The organism is Metabacillus sp. YM-086 (genome assembly GCF_048059995.1).
Classification (GTDB): Bacteria; Bacillota; Bacilli; order Bacillales; family Bacillaceae; genus Metabacillus; species Metabacillus litoralis_B.
The window spans coordinates 1-14670 of sequence record NZ_JBLUOI010000098.1 but is presented as its reverse complement, the minus strand read 5'-3'; the positions used below and the strand labels follow the sequence as shown (position 1 = coordinate 14670).

At 38.7% G+C, this 14670-nt stretch carries 15 protein-coding genes; 12 read left to right on the top strand and 3 right to left on the bottom strand.

Annotated features, from left to right (window positions below; all coding sequences use genetic code 11):
* Positions 1-262: 262 nt before the first annotated feature.
* On the bottom strand, positions 263-1444 hold the full coding sequence (locus ACEWK1_RS24740; protein WP_098795473.1) for an NRAMP family divalent metal transporter: 1182 nt from the start codon (positions 1442-1444) through the stop codon (positions 263-265).
* Between the two features lie 71 nt (positions 1445-1515).
* Positions 1516-2274 carry a LamB/YcsF family protein gene (locus tag ACEWK1_RS24735; protein WP_098795418.1) on the bottom strand — a complete coding sequence of 253 codons (759 nt, stop codon included), beginning with the start codon at positions 2272-2274 and terminating at the stop codon, positions 1516-1518.
* A 285-nt stretch (positions 2275-2559) separates the two neighbouring features.
* On the opposite strand from ACEWK1_RS24735, the gene ACEWK1_RS24730 reads away from it, so the two are divergent.
* From ACEWK1_RS24730 to ACEWK1_RS24705, 6 genes are all read left to right on the top strand, one after another.
* Positions 2560-2703, top strand: coding sequence for a hypothetical protein (locus ACEWK1_RS24730; RefSeq protein ID WP_176550965.1), 144 nt, complete (start codon positions 2560-2562; stop codon positions 2701-2703).
* 100 nt (positions 2704-2803) lie between these two features.
* Positions 2804-3520, top strand: coding sequence for a 5-oxoprolinase subunit PxpB (gene pxpB / locus ACEWK1_RS24725; RefSeq protein WP_231309806.1), 717 nt, complete (start codon positions 2804-2806; stop codon positions 3518-3520).
* On the top strand, positions 3517-4509 hold the full coding sequence (locus tag ACEWK1_RS24720; RefSeq protein ID WP_098795419.1) for a biotin-dependent carboxyltransferase family protein: 993 nt from the start codon (positions 3517-3519) through the stop codon (positions 4507-4509). The genes pxpB and ACEWK1_RS24720 overlap by 4 nt, the downstream gene beginning before the upstream one ends.
* Positions 4510-4524: 15 nt before the next feature.
* Complete coding sequence (gene accB, locus ACEWK1_RS24715; protein WP_098795420.1) at positions 4525-4995, top strand: acetyl-CoA carboxylase biotin carboxyl carrier protein; 471 nt, start codon at positions 4525-4527, stop codon at positions 4993-4995.
* A 24-nt stretch (positions 4996-5019) separates the two neighbouring features.
* Positions 5020-6372 (top strand): acetyl-CoA carboxylase biotin carboxylase subunit, encoded by a 1353-nt coding sequence (accC, locus tag ACEWK1_RS24710; protein WP_098795421.1) that lies wholly within the window; start codon positions 5020-5022, stop codon positions 6370-6372.
* A gap of 111 nt (positions 6373-6483) precedes the next feature.
* Positions 6484-7248, top strand: coding sequence for an IclR family transcriptional regulator (locus tag ACEWK1_RS24705; protein ID WP_098795422.1), 765 nt, complete (start codon positions 6484-6486; stop codon positions 7246-7248).
* A gap of 36 nt (positions 7249-7284) precedes the next feature.
* Here the strand turns inward: ACEWK1_RS24705 and ACEWK1_RS24700 are convergent, their stop codons facing one another.
* Entirely contained in the window at positions 7285-7830 is a 546-nt protein-coding gene (locus tag ACEWK1_RS24700) for a DUF2529 domain-containing protein (RefSeq protein ID WP_098795423.1), read from the bottom strand.
* Between the two features lie 321 nt (positions 7831-8151).
* Here ACEWK1_RS24700 and ACEWK1_RS24695 point away from each other — a divergent pair, with 321 nt between their 5' ends.
* The 6 genes from ACEWK1_RS24695 to ACEWK1_RS24670 all read left to right on the top strand — a co-directional run bounded on the left by ACEWK1_RS24695 (position 8152) and on the right by ACEWK1_RS24670 (position 14335).
* Entirely contained in the window at positions 8152-8526 is a 375-nt protein-coding gene (locus tag ACEWK1_RS24695) for a response regulator (protein WP_098795424.1), read from the top strand.
* A 208-nt stretch (positions 8527-8734) separates the two neighbouring features.
* Entirely contained in the window at positions 8735-9592 is an 858-nt protein-coding gene (locus ACEWK1_RS24690; protein WP_098795425.1) for a class II fructose-bisphosphate aldolase, read from the top strand.
* Between the two features lie 620 nt (positions 9593-10212).
* Complete coding sequence (locus ACEWK1_RS24685; RefSeq protein WP_098795426.1) at positions 10213-11502, top strand: UDP-N-acetylglucosamine 1-carboxyvinyltransferase; 1290 nt, start codon at positions 10213-10215, stop codon at positions 11500-11502.
* A 353-nt stretch (positions 11503-11855) separates the two neighbouring features.
* Positions 11856-13127, top strand: a complete 1272-nt coding sequence (gene rho, locus ACEWK1_RS24680; RefSeq protein ID WP_098795427.1) for a transcription termination factor Rho — start codon at positions 11856-11858, stop codon at positions 13125-13127.
* Between the two features lie 162 nt (positions 13128-13289).
* A complete protein-coding gene (gene rpmE / locus ACEWK1_RS24675; RefSeq protein ID WP_098795428.1) occupies positions 13290-13502 on the top strand; it encodes a 50S ribosomal protein L31 in 213 nt (70 codons plus the stop codon).
* A 215-nt stretch (positions 13503-13717) separates the two neighbouring features.
* Positions 13718-14335 carry a thymidine kinase gene (locus ACEWK1_RS24670; RefSeq protein ID WP_098795429.1) on the top strand — a complete coding sequence of 206 codons (618 nt, stop codon included), beginning with the start codon at positions 13718-13720 and terminating at the stop codon, positions 14333-14335.
* Positions 14336-14670: the final 335 nt, after the last annotated feature.

Genomic DNA, 14670 nt, shown 5'->3' with positions numbered 1-14670 from the left:
TAGAACAAGAATAATACGTGAAAAAGCTTGTGGAGACTATGATTTATCTCTACAAGCTTTTTTGGTTAAGATTGGTGCATTTAAATAAATTTAAAGAACAATAGTGTAATGGAGCGGAAGAAACTTGACTCCTGCGGGAGCAGCGGGACAGGTGAGACCCCGCAGGCAAAGCCGAGGAGGCTCAGCGCACGCCCCGCGGAAAGCAAGTTTCTGCAGCGCAATGGAACGGACTAATTTTTACCCTTAGTCCACATTCACCAAATCAAAACAACTGCGGAAGCGACTTAATAATCGTATACCCGCCCATTAACGCCATCACTATCACTACAAGCGCACCTGAAATCGTTAACCATAACGGATGCTTATAATCCCCAACAATACTCTTCTTATAAGCCGCAACAAGTAATGTTCCAAGCGCTAATGGCAAAATCAGACCATTTAAAGCACCAACCAAAACTAACACTTTAACTGGCTTTCCAATCAACACAAATGCAAGAGTTGACACAACAATAAAACCAATTGTAATCAGCTTATTATTTCTCTCGAATTTATCACTAAATGTACGAATAAACGAAACAGAAGTATACGCTGCACCAACTACCGATGTAATGGCAGCAGAAAACATAATAATACCGAAAATTTTATAACCAACATCTCCAGCCGCAAGCTGAAACACAGATGCAGGTGGGTTCGTTGGATCAATTTGTGAACCCAACCCTTTTGAAACAACTCCCAGTACGGCTAAGAAAAGGGCAATACGCATAACAGATGTAAATAAAATCCCGACAACAGAGCTTCTTGTTACCTCTGGAATCGCGGCTTTTCCTTTTACACCAGCTTCTAAAAGACGATGTCCACCAGCAAAGGTAATATATCCACCAACTGTACCACCAACTAACGTGACAATCGCCAAAACATCAATTTGGGAGGGTGCAACCGATCTGATGATCGCTTCACCAACAGGAGGAGCTGTTGTAATCGCAACGTAAATCATTAATCCAATCATGACAAATCCGGCAATTTGTGTGAAGCGATCCATTGCTTTTCCTGCTTCTTTTACAACGAAAATAAAGATTGCAATCACTGCACCAATCACCGCACCAACCTCCGGCGATACACCGGTTATCGCGTTTAAACCGAGCCCGGCACCCGCAATATTCCCAATATTAAAGGCAAGACCTCCAAGGACGATTAGGAAGGAAAGGATATACCCGAGTCCCGGGAAAACCATGTTGGCGATATCTTGTCCTCTTCTTTCAGAAACAGCAATGATCCGCCATATATTTGTTTGAGCAAAAATATCTAAAATAATAGAAACTAAAATAACAAAACCAAAACTGGCTGCTAATGTTTGAGTAAACACAGTTGTTTGTGTTAAGAAACCAGGTCCAATTGCTGAGGTTGCCATTAAAAAGGCAGCCCCCATTAAGAGTGACCAATTCATTTTTGGTAAAGATGATTTGCTTTTATCATCCTTTTTTGGTGAAACATTAAGTGGCTCCATACATTTTCCTCCTAACTAAACGCTTTTACTTCTATGCCTTCAGATTGCATTGACTCTCTTAGCTGTTTAGCGAATACAAGAGCCTCAGGACCATCTCCATGAATACAAACTGTTTGAGCTAATACAGGTACATCAACGCCTTGCGTTGAACGAACTTTTCCTTCCTTGATCATACGAATAACCTGTGAAACAGAATCTTCATAGCTATGTATAAGGGCATGGGGTTGAGTTCGTGGTGTTAATGAGCCGTCTTGCTGATAGGTTCGGTCAGAAAAGACTTCATGTGCTGTATTAAGTCCGATTTTTTCACCAGCCTTTACTAATTCACTTCCGGCAAGACCGAAAAGAATCAGCTGTGGATCTACTTTGTAAACAGCCTCGGCAATTGCTTCCGATAATTCTCTGTTTTTGGCCGCCATATTATACAAAGCACCGTGTGGTTTAACATGCTGCATTTTTTCTCCTTCTGCCGTTAAAAAGCCGGAAAGAGCTCCTATTTGGTAAACAACGAGATCATACGCTTCCTGCGGAGAAATACTCATGTTACGTCGACCAAAGCCTGCTAAATCAGGAAGACCAGGGTGTGCTCCAATCTTAACGTTATTCTTAAGAGCAAGTTGCACCGTTTTTCTCATCACAGATGGATCTCCGGCATGAAATCCACAAGCCACATTCGCTGATGTTATAAAACGAAGAACTTCTTCATCCATCCCAATCTTATAAGCCCCAAAACTTTCTCCCAAATCACAATTCAAATCAATTTGATACAAGTAAGATTCCCCCTTAAAAAAGAATGAGTGTACAATTGGTTTTATTCCCGAATTTAGGAACTATAGTTTCAATTATTGTAACATGGATTGACTATAATGTATCTGTTTAAATTTTTGAACTATTTTGTTATCTATTCTAACAAACATAATTTTGTTCAAGTTTTTTGTTGTATTTTATAAAAACTAAAATTATAATAGCCTCTAAGTCCGATATAAGGAAATTCAGTTCCGTTTAACGGAATATAATAAATAGATTATAATAAAAATAGCTTAGGAGGCTCTCTAATGTGGGTTATCACTGTCTACTCAGAGCAAAATCATCCGAAAATGTTTGAGTTCAATAACGAAAAAGAAGCAAAAGAAGCTTATGATAAAATAAAAGGAAGTAAATTTCTTTCCCAAATTGTTTACTATAATGATTTCCAATAGTCATTAAGGAAAATCCCAAAATGGAAATCTTCTTATTAAAAGATGCAAAGAGGATGTGAGAGGATTGACAAAGACTAATCATATAAATCAAGCAAACGTCATGATCGAACCTGCTGGAGATGCTGCGATTGTGATTCGGTTTGGTTCTGAAATTGAATATTCCACACATCGTAAGGTACAAATGCTGTCCAATTATTTAACACAAAACAGCTTTAAGGGATTCATTGAATGCATTCCTTCTTATACAGGTGTGACCGTTTTTTATGATCCACTATTAGTAGATAAAAATCATGCTTATAAAGTTGGACAAATTGTCTCTCCTTACAAAATTGTCCTTTCCATCATCGAGGATATATTAACAAACCTAAAAGATGAAGAAACTGAACCACACCGGACTGTTGAAATTCCCGTTTGCTATGGTGGTGAATGCGGTCCGGATCTGGAGTTTGTTGCTAAACAAAACAACTTAACAACTGATGAAGTGATAAGCCTTCATTCAGGTGGGGAATATCTCGTTTATATGCTCGGATTTGCCCCTGGCTTTCCGTTTTTAGGAGGAATGTCAGAGAAAATTGCAACACCAAGACGTTCCACACCACGAACTAGCATCCCAGCCGGTTCTGTTGGAATTGCCGGGAAACAAACCGGTGTTTATCCAATTTCCACTCCAGGCGGCTGGCAGCTGATTGGTCAAACTCCTCTTAGTCTTTTCTTATCAGAAAAAGAGCCACCAAGTCTACTTCAGGCTGGAAATGTAGTGAAGTTCTATCCTATTTCCTACAAAGACTTTTTGGAATGGAAGGAGGGAAATAAATGAGTATAACCACTTTACGTTCAGGGCTGCTTACGACGATTCAGGATTTAGGAAGATATGGATACCAAAAGTACGGAGTCATTGTTAGTGGTGCAATGGATACATATTCTCTTAGAATTGCAAATTTATTAGTTGGCAATTCAGAAGGAGAAGCTGCGTTAGAAATTACTCTAATGGGGCCAACGTTGTTATTTGAAAAAGATATGCTCATCGCGATTACAGGAGGTGATTTATCTCCAACCATTGAAGGAGTTTCTGTCCCATTATGGCGTCCAGTTTTCGTGAAAAAAGGAAGTAAACTTCAATTCGGAGCACAAAAATCTGGCTGCAGGGCTTATCTGGCAGTAGCTGGTGGCTTTGCTGTTAAGAGAATGATGAAGAGCAAAAGCACATACTTAAGAGCAGAAATAGGTGGATATCAAGGTAGAGCGATTCAAGAGGGAGATATGTTAGAAACAAACTCGATATCAGAAGGAGTTAAACTAAAAAACATGCAATCTACTAGTTCTTTCTTAACAGCTAACTGGTCTGTTCGTTGGAATGAGTTTTTACCTTTTGCGAAAAATCCGAATATTCGCGTTTTACCAGGAGCACAGTTTGAACACTTTACACAACAAAGCAAGCAGCAGTTTTTCACCCAATCTTTTAGAGTGTCGCCACAATCGGATCGAATGGGGTACCGATTATCAGGACCTGCTATTGAATTAGAGAAAAAAATGGAAATGCTTTCAGAAGCTGTTGCTCACGGAACGATTCAAATCCCTCCTGATGGAAATCCAATTATCCTGCTTGCAGACCGCCAAACAACAGGGGGATATCCGAAAATTGGCCAAGTTGCAACTGTTGACTTACCAGTTGTTGCGCAGGTTATGCCAGGTCAATCCATTTCTTTTACTGAAATAACATTAGAAGAAGCTGAAAGATTGTATCTAGAAAGAGAAAAAAGCTTAAAGCAATTAGCGGTGAGTATTACCTATAAATTAAAACAATAGAAGGAGTGACAATTCATGCTAAATATAAATGACATTAAAGAAATGATTAAAGCAATTGATTCTTCATCCATTCAAAAGTTTAGGTTAGAGCACGAGGGTACAAAGGTTGTGATTGAAAAAATTTCTGAAGTAGAAGGTTCACTCGTTGTTGAAAAGATTTCTAGCCCGCAACCACAAGCAGCACCAGTTGTAAAAGAGCCTCCTGTCGTGGAGAAAAAAGAAAAGGTAGAAGAGGTGAAAGAAGATCTGCATAAAGTGTTGTCTCCAATGGTTGGTACATTCTATTCCCGTTCAAATCCAGATGCAGATCCATTTGTTCAAGTTGGCTCAAAAGTTCAAAAGAACACTGTTGTTTGTATACTAGAAGCCATGAAACTTTTCAATGAAATTGAAGCTGAAGTAAATGGGGAAATTGTTGAGATTTTAGTAGATGAAGGTCAACTTATTGAATTTGGACAGCCTTTGTTTGCAATTAGAGAATCTTAACTTTTCGTAAGGAGGAAGCATCGTATGTTTAAGAAAGTGTTAATTGCTAATCGAGGAGAAATTGCTGTTCGAGTTATTAGAGCGTGTAAAGAATTAGGGATTAAAACAATTGCTGTTTTCTCTGAGGCTGACCGAGAAGCGCTTCACGTAAAATTAGCTGACGAAGCTTATTGTATTGGGAAAACAGCTTCAAAGGAAAGTTATTTACATATCCCGAATATTTTAAGTGCTGCAACAATGACAGGAGCGGACGCAATACATCCTGGCTATGGCTTTCTTGCCGAAAATGCTGATTTTGCTGAGGCGTGTGAAAAATGTCATATCACATTTATTGGCCCAGACTCAGATGCAATTCAGAAAATGGGAACTAAAGACGTAGCCCGTGAAACAATGAGTAAAGCAGGAGTGCCGACTGTACCGGGAACAGATGGGTTGATCAAAGATGAGGAACAGGCATTGCAAGTTGCGACTGAAATTGGTTATCCAGTGATCGTAAAAGCAACAGCAGGCGGTGGCGGTAAAGGTATGAGAGTCGCGTACGGTGCAGAAGAATTGAAAAAAGCAATTCGTCAAGCACAGCAAGAAGCAGAAACAGCCTTCGGAAATCCGGGAGTTTATTTAGAAAAATATTTAGAAGAGCCACGTCATATTGAGATTCAAATCATCGCCGATCGATTCGGTAATGTTGTTCATCTTGGTGAAAGAGATTGCTCCATTCAACGCCGACATCAGAAACTAATTGAAGAGGCTCCGTCACCAGCCCTAGATGAAGTACTGCGTAACAAAATGGGGGATGCGGCTGTAAAAGCAGCTCAATCTGTAAAATACCATGGTGCGGGAACGGTAGAGTTTTTACTAGATAAACATGGTCATTTTTATTTTATGGAAATGAACACGCGTATCCAAGTTGAGCATCCCGTAACAGAGCTTGTTACTGGCATTGACCTTATTAAAGAGCAAATAGCAGTAGCTGCTGGGTACGAATTATCTTTTAAACAAGAGGAAATCAAAATTAACGGCTGGGCAATTGAATGTCGTATCAATGCTGAAAACCCTGCAAAAAACTTTATGCCATCTCCTGGTCTTGTAGAAGGATATCTTCCACCAGGTGGCTTTGGTGTTAGGGTAGATAGTGCTGTTTATCCGGGGTACACTGTTTCTCCTTTTTATGATTCAATGGTTGCCAAACTAATCGTTTGGGGAAAAGATCGCGAAGATGCGATTAACAGAATGAAAAGGGCTCTTGATGAGTTCTTCATAACAGGTATTAAAACAACGATTCCGTTTCATCTCGAACTACTAGAGCATGATGCATTTGTTACGGGAGAGTTCAATACGAAGTTTCTAGAAACCTATCATATTTCAATAAAAGAATAAATTCTCTGCATATACCCTAGTCTAATACAAATCTTGTAAAAGATAAGAAAAAATATATAATGAATGATAGACAATTTTTTCGATAGATGTATCGACTAAGGGGGAGAATTTTTGCAAAATAAGAATAAAACCGTGATTAAATCGATGGACCTCCTTAACCTTTTTTTAACGCACCCTAAACTATCTTTTAATGAAATGATCAAAGTTTCCGGCATGCCAAAAACATCTGTTCATCGTATGCTCGGATCACTTGAGGATATGGGGTTTCTTGATAAAGATGAAGAGGGGAAATACTCTCTTGGTTTATTATTTTTACAATACGGTCAATTGGTAGCGGACAGGCTGGATATCCGTCAAATTGCCTTACCTTATATGAAATTACTTCGAGATGAAATGGGAGAAGCTGTAAACCTGACAATTCGAGACCAAAATGAAGCGATGTATATTGAAAAGGTTGATACAACTCAGCCAGTTAGGCTGTATACAGCAATCGGCAGGAAATCTCCTCTTTATGCTGGGGCATGTTCAAGAGTTCTTCTTGCTTTTTTACCTGAAGAAGAACTAGAGCAATATTTACATGATGTCGAACTAAGAGCAATTGGATCAGGAACGATTACTGACCAAGAAAAGCTCCGTAAAGTATTAAAGGAAACACAGAGGAATAGATATACAATTAGTAACTCAGAGCTAGAAGACTATACGACATCAATCGCTGCGCCAATTTTTAATCATAAAAAAGAAGTTGTTGCAGGTATAAGTGTGGCAGGTCCAAATGTTCGTTTCCAAGCAGAAACAATTCCGGTTATTATTGATAAAGTGAAAGAAGTCGCTGAAAATATTTCAGTTAAATTAGGGTACGATAATAAAAAAGAATGAACTCACTTGGGGAGTTCATTCTTTTTTCGTTGAGAATTAAAGCTCATCTTCCTCAAACTCATCTAAAATTTCTTTTAGGATAAAAGTTAAGTTGTAGTAAACATATAACGATGTCATTAATGCAGGAAAACCGTATCTCTCACCATCTTCACCGGGAATAAGCGGCTGCCTTAATTTTGAATCAATATGTAGGTCGGTGATAGTGTTGAGGCCTGTATCTTCACCTTTAATCACAGCAGAAACACCAACTGTTTGAATTCCTTTAGAAGATAATTCTTGAGCAAGTTTGATCGCTTCAGCATCAGTGGATCGATATGTAAAGAGAAGGACACGGTCGGCAGCTGTTAGTTCCTTCATTTCACCGTTTTGATTGAACAACGCTTCTGAACGGATAAGAGGCTCACTACTGTTAACCGCCTCTAAAACAATTCCATGTAACTCTTGAAAACCATATATATAAATCTTTCCTTCACCAACTAATGCCTGGGCAAGCAAGCGCGCACTATCCTCAATACTCAGCTCCTCTTGCTCAACAATTCGGTTAAAATGACCCGTTAACTGTGTGGAGAAAATTTTCATCAAAAATATAACCTCCTAATGTGACAAACTTCGGGGCGTGCCTGTCACCACCCGAAGTTTCTGCGACAAATTTCGGGAAGTGACAGGCACCGCCCCAACAAGTTTACCATAACAAACCTTATTATGATAAACTTAACCCAAGCAGAATTTGTCGAGAAAAGAAGATGAAAAAATGCAGGAAATATCAAGGGGAAAACGAATCCATTAGGTGATCGTTTATTTATGCTTAAAGCGCTTAATTTTAGCGTGAAAATAAATGCTAATTTTAAAATAAAGTTCGAAACATGTCACAAACAACAAAAAATAACTCAAGAGGTGTAGACAATGTTAAAAGAAAAGATCTTAATTGTTGATGATCAATACGGAATTCGTATTTTATTAAATGAAGTATTTCAAAAAGAAGGATATCAAACATTTCAAGCAGCAAACGGTTTCCAAGCACTTGAAATCGTAGAAAACCACTCTCCAGATCTTGTGTTACTTGATATGAAAATCCCAGGAATGGATGGAATTGAAATTCTAAAAAGAATGAAAGTAATCGATCAAGACATCCGTGTCATCATCATGACTGCTTACGGCGAACTTGATATGATTCAAGAAGCAAAAGACTTAGGCGCACTAACACACTTTGCAAAACCTTTTGACATCGATGAAATTCGTGAAGCAGTAAAAAAGTATTTACCACTTAAAGCGAATTAATTACGAAACCTAACTTTGCAAGCATCCTGTAATATTATATTACCCTAATATATGTCGAATTGTTGCCGAAATCTTCATATATTGGTATGCTAGAAGATGTGAAAAGTGATCATGCGAAGTTACATATAAGGAAAATTATTTGGTCATGCTAGGTATGATATACTTTTCTGTATAAGAAAAATAAGGTCTATATAGGAGGATTTTTCACATGCCTTTAGTTTCAATGACAGAAATGCTTAACAAAGCAAAAGACGAAGCATATGCAGTAGGTCAATTCAACATCAACAACCTTGAGTTCACTCAAGCGATCCTGCAAGCGGCTCAAGAAGAAAGCTCACCAGTTATTCTTGGTGTATCTGAAGGTGCTGCTCGTTACATCGGTGGATTCAAAACTGTTGTAAAAATGGTTGAAGGTCTTATCGAAGACTACAACATCACTGTACCGGTAGCGATTCACCTTGATCACGGTTCAAGCTATGACAAATGTAAAGAAGCAATCGATGCTGGTTTCACATCTGTTATGATTGATGCTTCACATGATCCATTTGAAGAGAACATTGCAACAACTTCTAAAGTTGTAGAATATGCTCATTCAAAAGGTGTATCAGTTGAAGCTGAGCTTGGAACTGTTGGTGGACAAGAAGATGACGTTGTAGCAGAAGGCGTAATCTATGCAGATCCAAAAGAGTGTGAAGAACTTGTTAAACGCACTGGTATTGATTGCCTAGCACCAGCTCTTGGTTCTGTACACGGACCATACAAAGGTGAGCCTAACTTAGGTTACAAAGAAATGGAAGAAATCGCTGGCTTAACAAACATGCCATTAGTACTTCATGGTGGTACTGGAATCCCAACTAAGGATATCCAAAAAGCTATTTCTTTCGGAACAGCTAAAATCAACGTTAACACTGAAAACCAAATTGCTTCTGCAAAAACAGTTCGTGAAGTGTTAGCTGCGAAGCCAGATGAATATGATCCACGTAAATATTTAGGACCAGCTCGTGACGCGATTAAAGAAACAGTTATCGGCAAAATGCGTGAATTTGGTTCATCTAATAAAGCGTAATAATATTTTAGGGATAAACCGCCTTGCAAAAAGGCGGTTATATTCCGAAAATTAAGAAAGCGCTAACAAATTAGTGGTAAAATCCTTCTAAACCTTTACCTAGCTGACCATAATTGATAGAATAATAGAAAACGGACTTGCCTATGCTAGTCCGTTTTCATTTGTCATCTGAGATTTTAATTCTTTTTCCGCAAATCATAACCTACAAAAACCTTTCAGTGCATCAAGTTTCCTATCTTAAGTACAGCATTTATTCACGAAGCTCTCAAAAACTGGATGGAAAAACGGATTCTTTTACAGTAAATCATTGTTGTCCAACACAATAGATGGTTTAATAATAAGAGGGTTAAAAAAAGATTATATCTTCTTAATGAATAAGTTTTACATAAGTAAGATTGTTATGTATTGACTAAGGCATATAAGGCAATAAAATAGATAAACACTTTTAAAAAGTAATAGTCGTCTAACATGGTTGCTAATTTTTTAATTATGTTGACTAGATGTTTTTATTCGGAAAACATGATGGTCGTGTGATTTTATACATAGCTATGCTTAAAACAGAGCTTAGCTCACCCTTAATGTTCTTTCCGGAAAGTCAACTTCATAGAAGGGAGACTAACATGGAAAAATTAAAAGTTGCCGGTGGAGATTTACTAAAAGGTACAGTATCAATTAGTGGAGCAAAAAACAGTGCGGTTGCACTGATCCCAGCGACGATACTCGCTGAATCTCCTGTTACAATTGAGGGTTTACCAAACATTTCAGATGTGAATATATTAGGTGGTTTATTAGAGGAAATCGGTGGTAAAGTAGAGTTGAAAAACAACGAGATGGTCGTTGATCCTTCTGCGATGATTTCGATGCCTTTACCAAACGGAAAAGTGAAAAAGCTTAGAGCTTCTTACTATTTAATGGGAGCTATGCTTGGTCGCTTCAAAAAGGCAGTAATCGGCCTTCCTGGTGGCTGTCACTTAGGTCCCCGCCCGATTGACCAGCACATTAAGGGGTTTGAGGCATTAGGTGCTCAAATCACAAATGAACAAGGTGCGATCTATCTTCGTGCTGATGAGCTAAAAGGAGCTCGTATTTATCTAGACGTTGTTAGTGTTGGTGCAACCATTAACATTATGCTAGCAGCTGTATTAGCTAAAGGCAGAACAATTATTGAAAATGCAGCAAAAGAACCGGAAATCATTGACGTTGCCACATTATTAACAAGTATGGGTGCGAAAATTAAAGGTGCTGGTACAGATGTGATCCGCATCGATGGTGTAGAAAAGCTGCATGGCTGCCGTCATTCCATTATTCCTGACCGCATTGAAGCAGGAACATATATGATTATTGGTGCTGCAATGGGTAAAGAGGTCATGATTGATAATGTCATTCCTTTACACCTTGAATCCCTAATCGCGAAGTTAAGAGAAATGGGCATGCATATTGAAACAAGTAATGACCAGATATTAATCGTTGGTGGTCAAAAGGAACTAAAAGCTGTTGATATTAAAACGCTCGTATATCCTGGCTTTCCAACAGACTTGCAACAGCCATTTACTTCTTTCCTTACAAAAGCAACTGGAACAAGTATGGTAACAGATACCATTTATTCTGCACGCTTTAAGCATATTGATGAACTTAGAAGAATGGGTGCAACTATTAAAGTTGAAGGCAGATCAGCAATCGTCTCGGGCCCTACTAAGCTTCAAGGAGCAAAAGTAAAAGCAAGTGACCTGCGCGCAGGGGCTGCCTTAGTCTGCGCAGGCTTAATGGCAGATGGAATAACGGAGATAACAGGTTTAGAGCATATTGATCGAGGGTACAGTCAGTTAGAAGAAAAATTAACAGGCCTTGGAGCAACAATTTGGCGTGAAAAATTAACAGAAAAAGAAATTGAACAACTTCAAAATTCGTAATAAGTTGTAAAATATGATCGTCAAGGATAAGGATCACCTTTGTCCTTGACGATCATACTTTCTTTGTAATTGCTCTATTTTTAATGGAAAATCCCAAAAATGATTGATTAAATCTAAAAAATAGGGTAAAAATAAAGAGTGCTGCATTGAATGAATAACTACAAAACTTACTTCAAGCTCACCTTCATTTCCTTCTCTATCCTAAAGTGATATGTTTATTCTTCTTTTACAACATAGAGCAAATCATCTTCATCCTAATTTGCTACTAGACAAGTTCTCACATATGAAATGAGTTTGAATGATGATCGTTTGAAAGTATGATGTATTGAAAATTGAAAAAGAGTGGTGTTTTTATGAATCAGGTTTCAATTTCTTCATTGGAACATATGAAATTGAAAGAATTATACGAGCTTGCACGTCACTATAAAGTGTCTTACTATAGCAAGCTAACGAAAAAAGAATTAATTTTTGCGATTTTAAAAGCAAATGCAGAGCAAGAAGATTTACTGTTTATGGAAGGTGTTTTGGAAATTATTCAGTCTGAAGGATTTGGTTTCTTAAGACCGATTAATTACTCACCAAGCTCAGAGGATATTTATATCTCAGCATCCCAAATCAGACGCTTTGACTTACGTAATGGAGACAAAGTTTCAGGTAAAGTTCGACCTCCTAAAGAAAACGAACGCTATTACGGGTTACTTCATGTAGAAGCGGTAAACGGTGAAGACCCTGAAACAGCCAAGGAACGTGTTCACTTCCCAGCACTAACTCCTCTATACCCAGATAGACAAATATATCTTGAAACAAAACCTAATCACCTATCTACAAGAATTATGGACCTTATTGCACCAGTTGGATTCGGGCAACGTGGTTTAATTGTGGCACCACCTAAAGCAGGTAAAACAATGCTTTTAAAGGAAATTGCCAACAGCATCACAACAAACAACCCTGAAGCAGAGCTAATCGTCCTGTTAATCGATGAAAGACCTGAGGAAGTAACTGACATCGAACGTTCAGTAGCTGGTGATGTTGTAAGCTCTACATTTGATGAGGTTCCAGAAAATCATATTAAAGTGGCCGAGCTTGTTCTTGAAAGAGCTATGCGCCTAGTTGAGCATAAAAAAGACGTGATCATCTTAATGGACAGCATCACACGTCTAGCTCGTGCTTATAACTTAGTCATCCCGCCAAGTGGCCGTACATTATCAGGTGGTATCGACCCAGCGGCATTCCACCGTCCAAAACGCTTCTTCGGTGCAGCTCGTAATATTGAAGAAGGCGGAAGCTTAACCATTTTAGCTACAGCTTTAGTTGATACAGGCTCCCGTATGGATGACGTAATTTACGAAGAATTCAAAGGTACTGGTAACATGGAGCTTCACCTTGATCGTTCTCTTGCAGAAAAACGTATCTTCCCAGCAATCGATATTCGTCGTTCTGGAACAAGAAAAGAAGAGCTTCTTATTCCTAAAGAACACCTTGAAAAACTATGGGCGATCCGTAAATCTATGACAGACACTCCTGATTTTGTTGAAAAGTTCCTAAGAAAACTTCGTCAATCAAAATCAAACGAGGAATTCTTTAGTAACTTAGATGAAGAAATGAAAAAGGCACGAACTCGGTAAATAATCAAAATAGTAATATTTAACTTCAGCTTGATTTTAGTTTAAGCACTTGTTATAATTTCATCATGTGCTTTTCTAGGAAACAGCTTGTCAGTTGGACGAGTGAGAGCCTAGATATATAACTCTGTTTCGAAAGACTCAGGGCGGAAGGAGATGAAAAGAATGAAATCAGCAATTCATCCAAACTATAATACAGTTATGGTGACATGTGCATGTGGTAACGAATTCGAAACTGGATCTACTAACAAAGAGATCAAAGTTGAGGTTTGTTCTGAGTGCCATCCATTCTACACTGGACGTCAAAAATTTGCAGATGCAGGTGGACGTGTAGATAAATTCAACAAAAAATACGGCCTTAAGTCACAACAACAATAATAAGGCTTTTTCCAAACAGGCAGGACATTTTGGCTCTTGCCTGTTTTTTCACGCCCACTTTTACAATTTTCACACTAAAATTTGGTTATCCTACATATATTGGTAGGGTTTTTGAACGTTGATACCATGTATAATACATGTCATAATAGATGATCACTTTACCAGGAATCGGTTGTCCGAGTAAACTCGGGGCAACGAAGGGAGAGGCCGTTTCAATGTATGTAATGAAGCAAAGTGGATGGCTTGAAATCATTTGCGGAAGCATGTTCTCAGGCAAATCAGAGGAGCTCATTCGTCGCGTAAGACGAGCTCAATTTGCAAAACAAGAAGTAAAAGTATTTAAACCTGTAATCGACAATCGATACAGCGAAGAAAGTGTTGTTTCCCATAACGGAACAGCCATCATATGCAAACCACTCGCTGCATCAGTTGAGATTTTTGAATATATAACAGAAAAAACAGACGTCATCGCAGTCGATGAAGTCCAATTCTTCGATGAACAAATTGTTGACGTCCTAACTCTACTAGCCGATCAAGGCTACCGCGTCCTTGCAGCTGGACTTGACCAAGACTTCAGAGGAGAACCTTTCAGCGTAGTTCCTGCCCTAATGTCACTAGCTGAATCCGTCACAAAGCTTCAAGCTGTATGCTCTGTCTGTGGATCTCCTGCAAGCCGTACCCAAAGACTCATCAACGGCAAACCAGCATCCTATGACGACCCAATCATCCTAGTCGGTGCCTCTGAATCCTACGAACCAAGATGCAGACACCACCACGAAGTACCGGGCGCACCGGTAAAGGACTTTAAGAGAGAGAGTAATGTGGTGAAGTAGGGTTGGGGTTGCGCCGCGGCGATGCCTGTCTGCGTCTAGCTGGCGGTGCCTGTCACTTCCCGGATTTTGTCGAATGGCTTGAGTGTTGTCTGACAACTAAAAAAATATTTATTTAAATTGAACAGTCCAATTTTTGATGAAATTGGGCTGTTTTTTTGTTCCGGACTGCCAAAGCAGGGTGTGAATTTTTAAATTGTAGAGATGAAGACCATTATGGCGGTTCGAATGAAGGGAGATGCTCTTCATAAGGGTGATGAATGTAAATGTCAAGCTAACGATGTACAATTTTGATCGTTTAAGAATGTACAAAATTAATCATCATCTTCTTTTTGTAA